At 73.3% G+C, this 17,295-nt stretch carries 13 protein-coding genes; 7 read left to right on the forward strand and 6 right to left on the reverse strand.

Annotation, left to right across the window (positions count from 1 at the left end):
* Positions 1-37 precede the first annotated feature (37 nt).
* From ACFPBZ_RS21685 to ACFPBZ_RS21715, 7 genes are all read left to right on the forward strand, one after another.
* The gene (locus ACFPBZ_RS21685) at positions 38-1,156 is read left to right on the forward strand and encodes an epoxide hydrolase family protein (RefSeq protein ID WP_378038193.1); all 1,119 of its coding nucleotides are present in this window, start codon (positions 38-40) and stop codon (positions 1,154-1,156) included.
* A 417-nt stretch (positions 1,157-1,573) separates the two neighbouring features.
* Positions 1,574-2,107 carry a TetR/AcrR family transcriptional regulator gene (locus tag ACFPBZ_RS21690; RefSeq protein WP_378038194.1) on the forward strand — a complete coding sequence of 178 codons (534 nt, stop codon included), beginning with the start codon at positions 1,574-1,576 and terminating at the stop codon, positions 2,105-2,107.
* Entirely contained in the window at positions 2,104-3,861 is a 1,758-nt protein-coding gene (locus ACFPBZ_RS21695; protein ID WP_378038195.1) for a CocE/NonD family hydrolase, read from the forward strand. The genes ACFPBZ_RS21690 and ACFPBZ_RS21695 overlap by 4 nt, the downstream gene beginning before the upstream one ends.
* Before the next feature lie 182 nt (positions 3,862-4,043).
* Complete coding sequence (locus ACFPBZ_RS21700; protein ID WP_378038196.1) at positions 4,044-4,670, forward strand: hypothetical protein; 627 nt, start codon at positions 4,044-4,046, stop codon at positions 4,668-4,670.
* Positions 4,667-6,070, forward strand: a complete 1,404-nt coding sequence (locus ACFPBZ_RS21705) for a carotenoid oxygenase family protein (RefSeq protein ID WP_378038197.1) — start codon at positions 4,667-4,669, stop codon at positions 6,068-6,070. Before ACFPBZ_RS21700 ends, ACFPBZ_RS21705 begins: the two co-directional genes overlap by 4 nt.
* Positions 6,071-6,120: 50 nt before the next feature.
* Positions 6,121-7,320, forward strand: coding sequence for an alpha/beta hydrolase family protein (locus tag ACFPBZ_RS21710; RefSeq protein ID WP_378038198.1), 1,200 nt, complete (start codon positions 6,121-6,123; stop codon positions 7,318-7,320).
* Between the two features lie 60 nt (positions 7,321-7,380).
* Positions 7,381-10,218, forward strand: a complete 2,838-nt coding sequence (locus ACFPBZ_RS21715; RefSeq protein WP_378038199.1) for an AfsR/SARP family transcriptional regulator — start codon at positions 7,381-7,383, stop codon at positions 10,216-10,218.
* Between the two features lie 301 nt (positions 10,219-10,519).
* Here ACFPBZ_RS21715 and ACFPBZ_RS21720 read toward each other — a convergent pair whose 3' ends face one another.
* From ACFPBZ_RS21720 to ACFPBZ_RS21745, 6 genes are all read right to left on the reverse strand, one after another.
* On the reverse strand, positions 10,520-11,728 hold the full coding sequence (locus ACFPBZ_RS21720) for a TetR/AcrR family transcriptional regulator (RefSeq protein WP_378038200.1): 1,209 nt from the start codon (positions 11,726-11,728) through the stop codon (positions 10,520-10,522).
* A 71-nt stretch (positions 11,729-11,799) separates the two neighbouring features.
* Complete coding sequence (locus ACFPBZ_RS21725; RefSeq protein ID WP_378038201.1) at positions 11,800-12,681, reverse strand: SMP-30/gluconolactonase/LRE family protein; 882 nt, start codon at positions 12,679-12,681, stop codon at positions 11,800-11,802.
* A gap of 13 nt (positions 12,682-12,694) precedes the next feature.
* A complete protein-coding gene (locus tag ACFPBZ_RS21730) occupies positions 12,695-14,287 on the reverse strand; it encodes an AMP-binding protein (RefSeq protein ID WP_378038202.1) in 1,593 nt (530 codons plus the stop codon).
* Positions 14,284-15,363 (reverse strand): acyl-CoA dehydrogenase family protein, encoded by a 1,080-nt coding sequence (locus ACFPBZ_RS21735; protein WP_378038203.1) that lies wholly within the window; start codon positions 15,361-15,363, stop codon positions 14,284-14,286. The genes ACFPBZ_RS21730 and ACFPBZ_RS21735 overlap by 4 nt, the downstream gene beginning before the upstream one ends.
* A complete protein-coding gene (locus ACFPBZ_RS21740; protein WP_378038204.1) occupies positions 15,356-16,507 on the reverse strand; it encodes an acyl-CoA dehydrogenase family protein in 1,152 nt (383 codons plus the stop codon). The genes ACFPBZ_RS21735 and ACFPBZ_RS21740 overlap by 8 nt, the downstream gene beginning before the upstream one ends.
* A 5-nt stretch (positions 16,508-16,512) precedes the next feature.
* Entirely contained in the window at positions 16,513-17,286 is a 774-nt protein-coding gene (locus tag ACFPBZ_RS21745; RefSeq protein ID WP_378038205.1) for an enoyl-CoA hydratase-related protein, read from the reverse strand.
* Positions 17,287-17,295 lie beyond the last annotated feature (9 nt).

The raw sequence follows: 17,295 nt of genomic DNA on the forward strand, positions 1-17,295 counted from the left end.
GATCGACCGCCGTGCACTCTAGGAAGGACGTCCATCGATGGCCGAGCCGTTCGTCGTCAGAGTCACCGACGCCGAGATCGCCGACCTGCGCGGAAGGCTCCGGCGGACCCGGTGGCCCGAACCGGAGACGGTCGACGACTGGTCACAGGGCGTCCCGCTGACCTACGCCCGGGAGCTGTGCCGCAGCTGGGCCGAGGACTACGACTTCGGGTTCGCCGACCGCGTCAACGCCTTCCCCCAGTACCGCGACAGCGTCGACGGGCTCGGTATCCACTTCCTGCACGTCCGCTCCCCGGAGCCCGACGCGTTCCCGCTGGTCCTCACCCACGGCTGGCCCGGCTCGGTGCTGGAGTTCCTCCACGTCCTCGGTCCCTTAACCGACCCCCGCGCCTACGGCGGCGACCCGGCGGACGCCTTCCACGTCGTCGCGCCCTCCCTGCCCGGTTACGGCTGGTCCGACAAGCCCACGACGACGGGCTGGGGCGTCCCCCGGATCGCCCGCGCCTGGGACACGTTGATGGTGTCGCTGGGCTACGACCGGTACGGCGCGCAGGGCGGCGACTGGGGCTCGGAGGTGACCGCCACCCTGGGCGAGGTCGCGCCCGAGCGGGTCGCCGGGGTGCACCTGAACATGGGGAGGGTTCCGCTCGGCACCTTCGACGACCCCACCCCCACCGAACAGGCCGCCCTCGACGCTGCCAGCGAGCACGCCCGCACCGGGCGCGGCTACTCCGGGATCCAGATGACCCGACCGCAGACCCTCGGCTACGGCCTCACCGACTCCCCCGCCGGCCAAGCTGCATGGATCGCCGAGAAGTACCGGGCCTGGACCGACCACGACGGCGACCACGAGACCGCCGTGTCCCGGCAGACGATCCTCGACGAGATCTCCGTCTACTGGTTCACCGCCTCCGCCACGTCGTCGGCGCGCCTGTACTGGGAGAGCTTCGCCGCCTCCCGCGTCCCGGTCACCGCCCCGTCCGGACTGTCGGTCTACCCCCGCGACATCGTCCGTCCGTCGCGCCGCGAGGCCGAACAGCGCTTCACCGACCTGCGCTGGTACGCCGAGATGCCCCACGGCGGCCACTTCGCAGCCCTCGAGCAACCCACCTCGCTCGTCGAGCAGATCCGTGGCTTCTTCCGCCTTGTCCGATAACGGGTAAGAAGCCGAACTCCGCCACCCATGCCGGCTATTCGGCCCGACGGGGCGCGAGCGAAGAGAAGGCCGCCGGTGTAATGCCCCGCCGAGCGGGCTGTCCCGTGTGCTCTTCTCGGCACCGTTTCACCGCTGCGCGGGGTCGGGGACCGGGGACCGGGGAGTACACGCTCGGACACGGCGCGAAGTGCACCTTGACGCCGTCCCGACGTCGGTCCCTACTTGGTTGGTCTACCAGACAACCATCGAGGAGTGCGACGAGTCATGGACGACGTCCTGGTGATCGAGGCCGGGCCGGTGGGCCTGACTCCCACCTCCCGGCTCGCGCGGCTGCCGTACCGCTCCCCCACCGGCACCCTGCGCGACGTCCCCGCGACGGTGTGAGCACCACTCGTGCCCGACAGACGCGCTGCCATCGTGGACGCCGCCCTCGAGGTCATCGGCGAGACCGGTCCGGCCGGCTTCACCCAGCCTCGCGTGGCCGCCCGGGTCGGGCTGCGCCAGAGCCACCTCACCTACTACTTCCCGACGCGCGACGACCTCCTGGTGGCCGTCGCCGAGGAGGCGGTCCGCCGGCGGGTCGCTCTGCTCCGCGAGGTCCAGGACGCCGCCGACGGCCTCGACGAGCAGATCACCGCCCTGGCCCGTGTCCTGACCTCACCCGAGCAGACGCGGGTCCTGCTCGCCCTGACCCAGGCGGCCGACCGCAACGAGGCGGTGCGCGAGGCGTTCGGTGGACTGGCCGCCGGGGTCGGCCCCGTCGGCGCCCGCATGCTCACCGCCGCGGGCGCGGACGCCGATCAGGCCGCTGTCGCCCTGCTCCAGGCCACCTCCACGGGCCTCGCCGTGCTCGCGCTGGCCCGCGGCAGCGACGCCACCGACCTCACCGGCGTCGCTGAACACCTGCTCCGCACCCTGCTCGACCGGCTCGCTCGGAAGGACACCTCATGACCCTGCAGATTCCCCTGCGGCGCTCGACCGCCGGTCCGCAGTACGCGGGCTGGACCCCGCGTGCGGTCGCGGTGGAGGGCCTGGGCAGCCGGACCCTCGCCGGGCAGCGCGTGCCCGTCAGCGGCGGGGTCACGCTCAACGCCGACGTGTACACCCCAGCGACACCGGGCCGGTACCCGGCCGTGGTGTCCTTCGCCGCCTACAGCACCGAGTGGCTCACCGCGGGGATCCCGACGGGCTCGAACGAGATCGGGTCCCCGCCGGTGTTCACCGACCGCGGTTACTGCCCCGTCATCGTCGAGCGCCGCGGGACGGGCCGCTCCGGTGGCGAGCCCGGGATGTTCTTCGCCGAGCAGGACGTCGACGACCACGAGGCCGTCATCGCGTGGGCCGCCGAGCAGCCCTGGTGCACCGGCGAGGTCGTGCTCTTCGGGACCTCCTACTACGGCATGACCCAGCCCCAGGTCGCCGCCCGCAAGCCGCCGGCTCTCAAGGCGTTCTTCGCCAACGAGATCTGCACTGACTTCGTCCGCCAGCTCCAGCAGTTCGCGGGCGTGCCGAACTCCTTCTTCCTCGCCCTGTGGCTCGGCGCGAACTTCACCGACGCCCGCGACGCCGGACGCATGTCGCCGAACCGGCGGGCCCTGATCAGCCGGCTCACCAACGGCCCCCTGCACCCACTGCTCGAGAGACTCGTCCACCGCAACGTCGGCACCATGTTCCGACGGTTCATGGCCGCGACACCGAGCACCTGGGCACGAGAGATCTTCGCGCGCTGGACGTTCGACGAGAAGACCCGGGAGTCCTCCACGATCCCGGAGGGCTCCACCGGCGTGCTCGGCGAGATCGACGTGCCGTTCGTCGTGGTGCAGAACCTCGGCTACTTCAACTTCCACCAGTACGGCACCTACGACCTCTTCGACAACGCCGCCACGCCCCCCGAGAACAAGTGGATGATCCTCGGCCGTGCCGAGTACGACCTGCCCGTCTTCGCCTGGCAGGGCGAGGCCCTCGCCTTCTTCGACCACGTCCTGCGCGGCACCGACACCGGCTACGACGACCTGCCCCGGGTCCGCTACTGGGTCGACGGCGCCGCCGAGTACGCCAGCGCCGACGCGTTCCCCCCGCCCGAGGGCCAGGCCCGGCGGCTGTACCTGGGCTCCGCCGGCGCCGACCACGTGACGCACCGGCTCACCGAGGAGACCTCCGCCGCCGGGTCGAACTCCTGGGCGGCCGTACCCCTCGGCGTGCCGATGCCGGGCGGGCTCGACGAACTGGCCAACCAGGTCCTGTCCTTCGAGCTCCCGGTCACCGAGGACCTCCGGTTCGCCGGAGCGGTCACCGCCCGGCTCACCGTCAGCAGCACCGAGATCGACTCCTTCGTCCTCGCCCGGCTCAGCCGGATCGACACCACGGGCGCCGCCCACCAGCTCTCCCTGGGCGCGATGCGGCCCGTGTGCCGACGGGAGGACACCCCGCGCAGCACCGCCGTCGAGATCGCGATCGACCCCGGGGCCCGCGAACCCCTCACCCCGCACGAACCCGTCGTCCTGCGGTTCAGCCTCACCCCCGGACCGGTGCTCCTGCGCGCCGGGGAGGTCCTGCGCCTCGACCTCGCCAGCCGCACCGACCTCGTCCGGAAGGACCCCGGCGAGGGCTACCCGCAGTTCGACCTCCCCGTGCCGCCCTACCTCGCCCGCAACACCGTGCACTTCGACGGGCAGAGCTGGATCGACCTCACCCGCGTGCCCTGACGACCCTCGAGGTGCCGACCACGACCGAGCCCACGACCACGCGGACGCCTCGCCCACCCGTCGGTGGAGCGGCCCTGCGAGCTACGCGATCAGATGTTTGGAACGGCCTTGGAAACGCGTCCTCGACCGTGTCGTCATCGGCCGCCCGACGGGGGTGGCCGGGACACGGAGAGGACGACGTCATGTCGGTCAAGCAGATTCTGATGGGCTTCCTGCCCTGGGTGGTCTTCAGCATGGTCGCGACCCGGGTCGGTCCCGGTGCGGTCGGGATGGCCGCCCTGCTCGCGCTCGCGGTGGCCCTGGTGTTCGTGGTGCGCTCGGTCAACCGGGGCGAAGGCGCGAAGCTGCTCGAGGTCACCGCGGTCGTCACCTTCGCCGCCACCGCGGCCTGGGCCCTCGTGTCGCCGACCTCGGACACGTTCCTGGCGTTCTACGGCCGCGGCGCCGCCGCGCTCGTGCTCGCCGCCGTCCTCGGGATCAGCGTGCTGACGCGCCCGTTCACCGAGCAGTACGCGCGGGCCTCGGTCCCGCGGGAGTACTGGGACTCGCCGCGGTTCCACGCCGTCAACCGGAGGATCAGCGCGGCCTGGGCGGGCACGGTCGCGGTCATGGGCCTCGGGCACCTGGTCGCGGGTGCGCTCGCGGTCGGTGGCGCCGAGTACGGCGGGTACCTGGCCGCGCGGCCCGGTGACCTCGTCCTGAACTGGATCATCCCTGGGCTGCTGGTGGTCCTCACCGTGCGCTACACCCGCCGCGTCGTCGGGCAGGCCGACGCCCCCGCCCGCCACGAGGCGCGGGTCGCGCGATGACGGGCGCCCGCACCGCCCCGGCCCCGGTGGTTCCGGGGCCCCATCTGACCGGCCCGTTCGCCCCGGTCGTCGCCGAGGTCGACGTCGCCGACCTGCCCGTGGTGGGCGAGCTGCCCGCCGACCTCGACGGGGCGTACGTCCGCAACGGACCCAACCCGCGCTTCTCCCCGCTCGGTTCCTACGTGTTCCCGATCGACGGGGACGGGATGCTGCATCGGGTGATGCTGGCCGAGGGCCGGGCACGCTACGACAACCGTTTCGTCCGCACCCCGATGGTGCGGGCCGAGGAGGAGGCCGGTCACGCCATCTGGCCCGGCGGCCTGAACGCCTGGCGGCCCGGGGCCGACGAGGTCGGCCCGGAGCTGGCGGGGACGCGGCGCCAGCTCCCGGACGTCAACGTCGTCCGCCACCACGGCCGGCTGCTGGCCCTCGCCGAGTGCGACCCTCCGTACCGGATGGGCCCCCAGCTCGAGACCCTCGACCAGGAGACCTTCGGCGACGCCCTGCCCGCCGGGATCTGTGCCCACCCGAAGACCGATCCGCGCACCGGGGAGATGCTCGCGTTCTCCTACACGTTCGAGCCGCCCTACCTGACCTGGACCACGATCCGCCCCGACGGCACGGGCACCCCGCCGAGGCCGGTCCCGGGGATCGAGCGGCCGAGCATGATCCACGACATGGCGATCACACCCCGGTACGTGGTGCTGGTCGTCGCCCCGCTGTACTTCGACGTCGCGGCCGCGACGACCGGCGGAAGCCTGCTGTCGTGGCTGCCCGACGACGGCACCCGGATCGCCCTGGTGTCCCGCGACGGCAGCCGAGTCCGGTGGTGCACGGACGAGGCGTTCTGGCTCTGGCACACCGTCAACGCCCACGACCAGGGCGACCGGGTGGTCCTCGACTACGTCGAATGGGCGCGTCCGGCTGAGCTCTCGCCGGGCCCTCCGGTGCAGCCGCGGCTCGCGCGGGCGGTCCTGGACCCGGTCACCGGCCGGGTCACCCGCCGGACCCTGGTCGACGACCTCCCGGCCGAGTTCCCGCGCATCGACGACCGGCTGCTCGGCTCGCCCCACGCCGTGTCCGCCTCGGTCACCCGCTCGGGCCGGGCGCTGCCGCACCCGGGGTGCTGGGACGCCCTGGCCTGGTACGACACCCGCACCGACGACGTCACGCACTGGACCCCGGACGACCTCGCCCTCGGGGAGGCCGTGTTCGCTCCCGACCCGCGCGGGGAGGGCCCGGACACCGGGTGGTGGCTGGTCCTGGGCACCCGGTTCAGCAGCGGGGAGAGCAGCCTGTTCGTGCTCCCGGCCGCTGACCCCGCCGGCGGGCCGGTCGCCACGGTCGGGCTGCCGGTGCGGGTACCGCTCGGGCTGCACGGCAGCTGGTTACCGGCATGAGCGCGCCGGCTTGGAACCACGTTGGAGTCGGGCGGCCCACGGTGGGCCGCATGCACCCCTTCTTCAAGGACGACGGCTTCCAGTTCGCGGTGGAGGGCGCCCTCGGCGACGCCTACCACCGCGCCTCCGACGTCGGGGAGGTCCTGGCGACGATCGCCCGGATCCCGAACGGCGACGCCCGGGCCTGGGTCAGCGAGTGGTCCGCCACCGGCGACCGGCTCGCGGCACTGGCCCGGGAGGCCGAGGACGGCGGGCACCACCGCTCGGCCGCCGCCCGGTGGCTGCGCGCCTCGAGCTACTACGCCCGCGCCACCGACTCCGCCGACACGACCGCCGCGTTCACCTCGATCTGGGAGCGGCACCGGGACGCCTTCGACCGGTTCGCGGACCTGACGAGCGGGATCGGTGAGACCGTGATCGAGCGGATCGCGGTGCCCTACGAGGACACGACCCTGCCCGGGTACGTCTTCGCCACCCCGGGCGCGACGGCACGACGCACTCTGGTGTTCGTCAACGGCAGCGACGGCTCCGTGGTCGGGGCGTGGACCCGCTGTGCCGCGGACGCGCTCGCGCGCGGCTGGACCGTGGTCACCGTCGACGGGCCGGGGCAGAATGCCGCCCTCGTCCGTCAGGGCCTGCCCTTCCGGCCGGACTGGGAGGCCGTCCTCACCCCGCTGCTCGACCACGTGGTGACCCGCCCGGACGTCGACGCGGACCGGATCGCGGTGATGGGGCTGAGCCAGGGCGGGTACTGGGTGCCCCGCGCCGTCGCGCACGAGCACCGGGTCGCGGCGGCCGTGGCCGACCCGGGCGTCGTCGACGTGTCGGCCGCGATGACGTCCCAGCTGCCCGGCTTCCTGCACAAGGTCCTCGACGCCGGCGACCGGGAGAAGTTCGACAAGGAGATGGGCTGGGGGCTGAAGCTCTCACCCGGCCTGCGGACGATGCTCGGCTGGCGGATGCGGCCCTACGGCGTCACGTCGTACTACGACTTCTACGTCGCGGCCCGCGAGTACGCGCTCTCCGCCGAGGACCTCGCGGCGATCCGCTGCCCGGTGCTGATCACCGATCCCGACGACGAGCAGTTCTGGCCGGGCCAGTCCGCCCGGCTCGCCGACGCCCTGACCTGCCCGGTCACCCTCATGCCGTTCACGACGGCGGAGGGCGCGAACGGGCACTGCGAGCCCCTCGCCCCGGGGCTGCGCGGGGAGCGGATCCTCGACTGGCTCGACGAGCACGTCCCGGCCTGAGCCCTGGACCCTCCCTGCCCCTGACGGCAGGATGGACGCCCGGGAGCCGGGAAGGGGTCCGTGTTGTCCGTCGCCGACCACGACCTGCTGCTCCGGTTCCGCGACCTGGGCTCGATCGAGGTCGAGGACGACGACGTGCGGGTCCCCGGCGGCGCGGTCCTGCGCCGCCTCCTGGCCCGCCTGCTCGTCGACGCCGGTCGTCGGGTCGACGTCACCGCCCTGGTCGAGGCGCTGTGGGGCGAGCGGAGCACGGCGCGGTCGGTGTCGACCCTCGAGTCGCACCTCTACCGGCTGCGGCGCTTCCTCGAGCCCGGTCACGCGCGCGGTGAGGCGTTCACGGTGCTGGTCTCGGACGCCGGCGGGTACCGGCTCGCCGTCGACGGCGAGCAGATCGACTCGGCCCTGTTCGCCCGCGGGGTCGCCCGAGCCGGCGAGTCCCTGGCGGCGGGGAACCCACGGACGGCCCTGGCCGAGTGCGAGCAGGCGAGGACACGGTGGCGGGGCCGACCGTTCTCACCCTGGAGCGACGAACCGTGGGCGACCGCCACGGTGGCCCGGCTCGAGGAACTCGGCCGCCAGCTCACCGAGACCCTCGTCGACGCGCTGCTCGCCGACGGGCACCCCGAGAACGCCCTCGTCGAGCTCGAGCCCGTGCTGGCCACCGACCCGCTCCGGGAACGGCCGTGGGAGCAGTACATGCTCGCCGCCGCGCGGGCGGGTCGGCTCGAGGTCGCCCTGGGTACCTACCGCCGGGTCGACCGCCTCTTCCGCGACGAGCTCGGCGTCGAGCCGGGAGCGGAGCTGGTCAGGCTGCACCAGCTCCTGCTCTCCGGCGACGCCACCGGGACGAGGACCCGCGTCGCGGCCCCGGCCGTCGTCGGGTCGGATCCCGCGGTGGCACCGGCCGCCGCGCCCCCCGAAGCCCACCTGCCGCGGCGCCGTGCCCGCCTGATCGGGCGCGACGCCGAGGTGGCCGACCTCATGCGGCGCCTACCCACGAGCCCCCTGGTCACCCTGGTCGGAGGCGCCGGGTGCGGCAAGACGACGCTGGCCGTGGCCACCGCCGAGCGGCTCATCACCGGGTTCGGCGGCGGAGTCTGGTTCGTCGACCTCACGTCCGCGCTCGACGCCGAGCAGGTCGCCGCCGCGGTCGCCTCGACCCTGGGGCTGGCGGGCTCGGGCGGGAGCACGGAGGACGCCCTGGTCGGGTTCACCCGCAGCCGGCGCATGCTGCTCGTGCTCGACAACTGCGAGCACGTGCTCGACCCCGCCGCCGAACTCGTCGAGCAGCTCCTGGTGCCCGACAGCGACCTCACGATCCTCGCCACCAGTCGGGAGCCGCTGGAGGTCGACGGCGAGGACGTCGTCCACCTCGCACCGCTCCCGCTCGGGGCCTCGAGCTCGCCTGCGATGGAGCTGTTCCTGGAGCGCTACGCCGCGGCCGCCCCGGAGCGCCGCCTCGGCGCCGAGGACCTCGCCACCGCCGCCGCGATCTGCGCCGCGCTCGACGGCCTGCCCCTGGCGATCGAGCTCGCCGCGGCTCGCGGCAGGGCGTTCAGCCTGGCCGAGATCGCCGAGCAGGTCCGCACCGATCCGAGCGGGCTGTCCCGGGTGGGTCGCGGCGGGGGCCTGACCGTGCGGGCTGCGGTCGAGCGGAGCGTCCGCCTGCTCGCCCCCGACGAGCAGGACCTGCACGCGGCGATGTCCGCGGTCCCGGGCCCGATGACCGCGGCGATGGCCGGTGCACTCGTCGACGACGGTGCGCCCCACGCCCTCGTCGCCGGCCTGGTGCACCGCTCCCTACTGACGACCGAGCACCCGGTGCGGCCAGGAGGGGCCTCACGGTTCGCCCAGCTGGCCGTCGTGCGCGGACACGGCGCCCACGCCCTCGACGACGCCGGGACCGCTCGCGTCGCCGACCGCCGCGACGCGTTCGTCGTGGACACGGTGGTGAACCGGCCCCGCATGGGCCTGCCGGGCGACGCCGAGTTCCAGGACGCCATGGACGACGACCTCCCGGCGCTGCGGGCGACCCTGCACCACACCCTGATCGACCGCCCCTCCTGGGGCGGACCCGCACTGGCCGCGGGCCTGGGCATGTACTGGTACTACCGCGGGATGCTGCTCGAGGGCGGCCGGTGGATCGGGCTCGCGATCCGCCACCGCGAACTCGCCCGGCCGGTCGACGACGCGATCCTGCAGTCCGCCCTCGCCGCCCTGCACCTGCTCGCCGGGAACGCGCCGCTCGCCCGTCCCCACCTCGAGGCATTGAGCGAGGCAGCGAAGCACGCCGAAGGTGCCGACCTGCTCTACCTCGGCGACGAGTTCGGGGGCCTGACCTCGCCCGCCGTACACACCGGCGACCGGGAGCTCCTGGCACTGCTCGCTGACGGCGCGGACGACATCGCCGACCGGACCGGCGACCCGAACAGCATCCTGCTGGCGCGCGCGGCGACCCTCAAGGCCCGTCCCCTCCCCCACGACGACCAGCTCGCCGCGGCCGCCGCGCTCCACGCGGCCGCGCAGGAGGCGGACAACCACTACGTCTCCTGGATGTCCGCCTCCGACGCCGTCCGCGCCTGCCTCGCCCTCGACGACGTCGAGAGCGCGCTGGTCTGGTGCAGGCGGTGCGTCGAGGACCACCTCGCCCTCGGCGCCCGCGAGGCCCCCCAGCTCATGGAGCTGTACGGATGCCTGCACGCTCGCCGGGGCGACCACGAGGCCACCGTCCGGTTCCTCGCCGGCGCACACGCCCAGAACCGGCGAGCGGCGATGGCGTGGCCGACCCGTCCCGAGACCCCGGCCGTGCTCGAGGAGGCCGCCCGCCGACTCGGCGCCGCCACCTACGAACGCCTCTGGCGGGAGGGCAGCCGACTCCACCTGACCACGCTGGGCTGATCACCTCGCGCGCCGGACGATCTAGCGGAGACATGGCGTCATGACGTGCCGATGAGCTGACGCGAGTCATGTCATCGCACCACGCGATCGAGCATGGTGCGAGGTCGAGCGATTTCATGAATATGCGTCATCGCTCGCGGCTGGAGAGTTCGCCGATCGCGACTGATGACACCATCTAAGTTGTCGGATCGCCGTGGCTGGTCGCAAACTCCATGGGACCATACTTGAGAGTCCGTGCCCCGCTTTACGTGTCGTCGTCGCGATCGAGCGGTCGTCAGCCGACAACATTGGCCTAGTCCGGTCAGGACCCCGTGCGACCGTCATGGACCCCGAGCGCCGCGAGCGCGGCAGTGGCCAGGTCCGCGGAGAACGTGGGCTGTCTGCGGAGGTTCGGGATGCGCACGCAGTCGTCGATGATCGTGCGGGCGATGTTGACGAGCACCGGCACCTGGGCGTCGGGGAGGTCGGGGCGGGCGACGGCGAGCCAGCGGTGCCACTCGCCGAACAGGTCGGCACGGACCCGGTCGAAGTGCTCGAGGACTGCGGTGGGCAGGTACAGCCACTCGGTCAGTGCCACCGCCACGAGGTCGGTCGCCTCGAGGGCAAGACGCACGTAGCTCCGGACGAGCTCGGCGATCACGGCCTCGTCCGGGCCCGGCTCCCGCAGGGCACGCCTCGCTTCCAGCGCCTGCCACTCGTGGAGGCGGGCGACGGCGGCGACCAGGAGGTCGGCCTTGGTGTCGAAGTAGCGGTACAGCGCGGGTCCGACGACCCCGACCTCGCGGCCGATGTCGTCGATGCTCACGCCGCCGAAGCCCCGGGTCCGGAACGAACGGGCCGCCGCGTGGATCAGCTGCTCGCGACGGGCGGAGGCGCTCCGGTCGGCCGCGGCGGGGATCGGCTCGCCGGTGGGCGAGGTCGCCGAAGCGCCGAGGACGCGTTCGCACGCGGCGACGAGTTCCTGGGCGAGGCGTCGTCGGGACAGGGTCGTGTCGTAGAAGCCGTGGCCCGAGATGATGCTGACGACCACCCAGCTCCGGAGTTCTGCCGCGCCGTCGGGCAGACCCTCGGCCGTGGCCACCAGCTCCTCGACCTGCTGGGCGATCCAGCGCGTACGGGCGCGGACGCGCTCGTAGTCGTCGGCGGTCAGGTGTCGGGCCTCGCGCTGCCAGAGGACGGAGAGCCGGCGACTCTCGAGCGCGGAGGCCACGAGGGTTCCGAGCAGGGCGTCGACGTCGCGGTCCTGCAGAGGCTGCGCGGCGAGCGCGGTCAGGGTAGTGACGACCCGCTCCTGGTCCTCGATGACCACGTGCGAGAGCAGGGCCTGCTTGTTGTCGTAGTGCCGGTAGAGCGCCCGGGCGGTGATCCCGCTGGCCTTGGCGATGTCGTCCATGCGGACGGAGTGGAAGCCGTGGGCGCTGAACAGCTCGCCAGCCCGCTCGGCGATCTGGACCCGACGGTCGCGGGGGCGGGCGCGCGAGGACGCCGCTGCGGGCGCGCGCTCCGCCATGCTCGCAGCCTCCTCGTCGCCGGCCCGCCATGCTAGCGAGCCGGCGACCCCTGGCCGGACGTCGTGCCTGTTCAGCGCGGGGTGACGGCCATCGGCGCGGCGACACCTCGTCGCCCCACGTCGGCGACGGCGACCGTCGCCGCGGAGCGGCCCTGGACGAACTCCTCGAGGGTGGTCCGGTTGCAGGCCATGTAGAGCGTGTCGAGGTCCTGTCCGCCGAACGTGCACGCCACCGCCTGCGCGCCGGTCACCGGGACGACGTCGGTGATCTCGCCGCCCTCGACGACCCGGTAGAACCCGCTGTCCTCCCCGGTGGTGAGCGCGTTGCCGAACCACACGCCGCCGTCGGCGTCGAGGGCGATGCCGTCGGGGTGGAAGGCGTCGGCCAGCTGCGCCCAGACCCGGTGGCCGGACAGGCTGCCGTCCGCCGCGACGTCGAAGGCGCTGATCCGGTGCAGGAAGGTCTCGGCGAGCAGCAGGACCGCCCCGGGGGTCACCGCCATGCCGTTGGGGAAGAGGACGTCGCCCTCAACGCGCTGCACCCGGCGCTCGGGGTCGATGTGCGCGAGGGCGGTCGACTTCGGGTCCTCGGCGCCGATGGCGAAGCCGAAGTTCCCGGCGTAGGCGTGCCCGTCCGGGGTGACGAGCAGGTCGTTGCCGGGGCCGCCCGCGATGCCGGAGAAGTCGGCGTAGGGGGCGACCGAGCCGTCGCCGGCGATCTGCAGCACCGTGGCGTCGGCCTGCGAGACGACGAGGACGGAGCCGTCGGGGAGGAACCCGAGCCCGGACGGGGCTCCCGGGATCCGGGCGACGGTGGTGGCCGTGCCGTCGGGCGCGAACCGCAGGACCTCGCGACTGAAGAAGTCGCTGGCCCACAGGGCATCGTCGTGCCAGCGCAGGCCCTCCAGGAACTGGTGGCCCGAGGCGAAGGGGGTGAGGGGGTGGAACGGCATCGTCGACTCCGATCTACGAGGGGACGGGCTGCGACGACGCGACGAGGTCGCGGAGCCGGAACTTCTGGACCTTGCCGCTCGCGTTGCGCGGGAGGTCGTCGAGCAGGACGAGGCGCTCGGGGAGCTTCTGGCGCGCGATCCGCCGTGCGGTCAGCCAGGCGACGAGGTCGTCGAGCGTGACCGCCCGACCCGGCGTCGGGACGACGACGGCGCAGACGCGCTCGCCGAGGACCGCGTCCGGGGTGGCGACGACCGCGACGTCGGCGACGGCCGGGTGCTCGAAGAGCTGGTCCTCGATCTCCTTGGCGCTGATGTTCTCGCCGCCGCGGATGATGATGTCCTTCTTGCGGCCGGTGATCTCGACGTAGCCGTCGGCGTCGGTGCGGGCGAGGTCGCCGGTGCGGAACCAGCCGTCGGCGGTGAACGCGTCGTCGTTCAGGGCGGGGTCGAGGTAGCCGAGGAACATCTCCGGGCCCCGCACCAGGAGCTCGCCGTCCGTCTCCAGCCGGATCTCGGTTCGGCCGATGGGCCGACCGTCGGTCCGGGACCGTTTGACGAGGTCGTCGGTCGTGTTGCTGCCCGTGGCGGTCGGGTACTCGGTCGATCCGTACCCGCGGCTGACGGTGCACCCGAGGGCGTCCGTCGCCGAGCGGACGAGGTCCGGCGGGACGTCGGCGCCACCGCAGGCGAACACCCGCAACGCGCTGACGTCGATCTCGTCGAGGGACGGGTGCCGCACGAGTCCGGCGAGGAACGGGGTCGCCGCGACCGTGAAGCTGCACCGGTGGGCGGCGATGAGCTGCAGCGCCCGGCCGGGTTCCCAGACGTCGAGCAGGACGACCGGGATGCCCAGCATGGCCGGCAGTTGCATGCCGTAGAGCACGCCGATGATGTGGCCGACCGGGGAGGGCATGAAGACGACGTCCGCCCCGGACAGGCCGTAGAGCTCGATGATGCTGCGGTTCTCGTGGTCGAGGGTGTTGTGGCTGTGCAGCGCGCCCTTTGGAGACGACGTCGTCCCGGAGGTGTAGAGCAACAGCACGATGTCGTCGGCATCGCGGCCGGGGGTGGGGACCGGGTCGGGGCGGCCCTCGTCGAGAAGGTCCTCGAAGGCCATGTCGGCGGCAGGTCCGGAGGCACCGACCACGACCACCGTCCGCAGCTCGGGGAGGTCGTCCCGGATGTCGGCGACCATCTGCGGATAGTCGAAGCCGCGGAACTCGTCGGGGACGACCATCACGGCCGAGCGGGCCTGTCGCAGGATGAACCGGGTCTCGTGGTGGCGGTAGATCGGGATGATCGGGTTGCTCACCGTACCGAGGCGTATCGCGGCGTGATGGACGATCAGCGCCTCGACCCGGTTGGGGAGCATCCAGGAGACGACCTCCCCGGGGCCGACGCCGCGGGCGCGCAACGCCGAGGCGAGGCGGTTGACGGCCCCGTCCAGGTCGCCGTAGCTCCAGGACCGTTCCCGGTCGACCACCGCGACGGCGTCCGGTGTCGCTGTCGCGGCGGCCGCCAGGTAGCCGTCGACCAGGTTCCCCGCCCAGGCCCCGTCCTCGGTGTGCCGGCGGGCGAGCGCGGCGTCGAGCCTCGTTGCTCTCATGGTTGCCTCTCCGGGGCGGGTCGCGTGCCGAGGACGGCCGCGCCGACCCGCAGCTCCAGCTCGGTCGGGTCGCCGTACCAGCCGCGCAGCGCCAGGGCGTGGCGGTAGTAGGCGCTCAGTTCGTTCTCGGCGGTGAACCCCATGCCGCCCTGCAGCTGCAGGGCGTCCTCGCAGACCAGCGGCGCCACGTGCGCGGCGTGCGCCTTCACGGTCGCCGCCGTGACCGCCAGGTCGTCCACGGACGCGCCGTCGGCGTCGGAGAGCGCCGCGGTGCAGAGGTCGGCCAGACCGGCGGCGCGGACGTGCATGGTCGCCGCGATGTGCTTGACGGCCTGGAAGCTCCCGACCGGGCGGCCGAACTGCTCGCGCTCCCGGACGTGAACGAGCGTGCGCTCGACGCAGCGCTGGGCGAGGCCGCCGAGCTCACACGCGAGCAGGAGCCGCGCCCAGCTGCGTAGGCGAGTGACGGCCACGTCGTCGCCCGCGCTCTCCCCCGCCTCGACGTCGTCGAGGACGACCCGGCCGAACGTCGCCGACGGGTCGGCGCTCGCGAGGTCCTCGACCGTGACGCCGGGAGCCCTGGGGTCGACGACGTGGATCGACGGGCCGTGCTCGCTCCCGGCCACCACCACGAGAACCTCGGCCTGAGGTGCGAACCGGACGGCGTGGACCACACCGCGGAGCCGGCCGTCGGCGAGCGTCACCGACCCGACGTCGCTGGTCCAGTGGTCGGTGATGCCCGGGTCGACGAGGGCCGGCGGGGCGCCGGTCCCGACGGCGCGGATCAGCAGGTCGGTCTCGAGGAGGGCCGGGAGCAGCGTCGACTCCAGCAGCGGTCCCGCGACCAGGTGCCGGCCGTACTGGGCGAAGACCGGGCCGAGTGTCGACAGCGGCTCGCCGAGTCCGTTCCGGCTCTCCGGGACCGCGAGCGCGTACCACCCGAGGTCCGCGAGCTCGGCGGCGAAGGTCGGGTCCCACCCGCCGCGGGCGAGGACGGCCCGGCGGCGGTCGCCCTCGTAGGCGCGGGCGAGGTACTCGTCGACGGCGGAGGCGTAGTCGTCGGTGGGGTCAGCCACGGGGAAGTCCCAGCAGGCGCTCGGCGATGATGTTGCGCTGGATCTGGGCCGACCCTCCGTAGATCGAGGCGGCCCGGGAGAACAGGTGGTCGTGGACCCACCGCTCCGAGCGCAGCCCGCGCGGCCGGACGCCGGGAGTCGCCCGCAGGGGTCCGAGCAGGTCGGCGAGCTGGGCGAAGAGGGTCTGCTCGGCGTCGTTGAGCACGAGCTTGTCGACGGAGTCCTCGGGCGACGCCCCCGCCCCGGCCGCCAGGCGGGCGACGGTCCGGCGCGTCCTCGCACCGAGGACCCGCAGCGCGATGTGCGCGCGGCCGATCGCGGCACGGGTGCGGTCGTCGTCGGCACCGTGGCGCCGGAGCTCGGCGACGGCGTCCTCGAGGGCCACCTCGCACTCGACCCGCCGGCGCAGGGTGGCGGCGGCCCGTTCGGTGCCGAGCGTGTGCATGGCGATCGACCACCCGGCGTTCTCCTCGCCGAGGAGGTTCCGGCGCGGCACCCGGACCTCGTCGAAGAAGACCTCGCAGAACTCGCGGTCGCCGGTCATCTGCTCGATGGGGCGGGCGGTGACACCGGGGCTCGCCATGTCGACCAGGAGGTAGCTGATGCCGGCGTGCTTGGCGGCCTCGGGATCGGTGCGCACGAGCAGGGCGCACCACTGCGCCTCGTGCGCCCAGCTCGTCCAGACCTTCTGTCCGGAGACGACGAACTCGTCGCCGGCACGGACCGCGCGGGTCTGCAGCGAGGCCAGGTCCGACCCGGCGTCGGGCTCGGAGAACCCCTGACACCAGATGTCCTGACCGGAGAGCAGTCGGGGCAGCAACTCGCGGCGCTGCCAGGCAGTGCCGTACAGGTCGATCGACGGGCCGACGACGTCGAGCCCGATCAGCCCGATCGGTTGCGGAGCCCGCGCACGGACGAGCTCCTCGACGACGACGAGCTGGTGCATCGGCGTGAGCCCCTGGCCTCCGGCCTCCCGCGACCACGCGATGCCCAGCCACCCGGCGTCGAAGAGGACCTGCTGCCATCGGCGCAGGACGGCGAAGCGGGCGTCGAGCTCGAGCGGCACGTCGGGGACGTCCATCTCGGCTAGCCGGCTCCGCACCTCCTCGCGGTAGGTGTCGAGATCGTCGAGAACGGCGGTCACCCCGGTCACCGCCCCGTGTAGACGGGATCGCGGCGCTCGAGGAAGGCGTTGACCGCTTCCTTGGAGTCCTCGTGGCCCGACAGCTCGCGGGTGAGGCCCTGCTCGAATTCGTAACCCGACTTCAGGTCCATGTACTCGATGGCGTTCAGACCGCGCTTCGCGAGCCGCAGGGTCACCGGGCTGTGCCGGGCGATCGACCGGGCCAGGCCCTGCGCCGTGTCCAGCAGCCGGTCGGCCGGGACGACCTCGGCGATGCCACCGAACGGCATCAGCTTCTCCGCGGTCCAAGGCTCGCCGGTGTAGTGCATGAGCCGGACGACGCCCTGCGGGACCAGCCGGGAGAGGTGCTTGGCTCCCCCCAGCACGCCGACGTTGACCTCGGGGGTGCCGAACCGCGCGCCCTCGGCCGCGACGACGACGTCGCAGGAGGCCGCGATCGCGAGCCCGGACCCGACGGCCACGCCGTGCACCGCGGCGATCACCGGTACGGGCGCGTCGTAGACCGCCCAGAAGGCCTCGCGGGCGGTCTTGAGGCGGAGGACGGCGTTGTCCGGGTCCAACGTCCTGAACTCGGCGAGGTCGTTGCCGGCGCAGAAGTGCGGGCCCCGGCCCGCGAGCACCACCGCCCGGGCGTCGGGCAGGTACTCCGGGAGCCGCCCGAAGAACTCCCGGATCTCCTCGTACAGCGCCGTGTCGGTGGCATTGACCGGCGGCCGGTCGAGCCACACGGTGGCGACCGCCCCGTCCGGCTGCCAGTCGACGAACGTCAGGTCGTCCATGCGTTGTCC

The organism is Actinomycetospora atypica (genome assembly GCF_042653685.1).
Classification (GTDB): domain Bacteria; phylum Actinomycetota; class Actinomycetes; order Mycobacteriales; family Pseudonocardiaceae; genus Actinomycetospora; species Actinomycetospora atypica.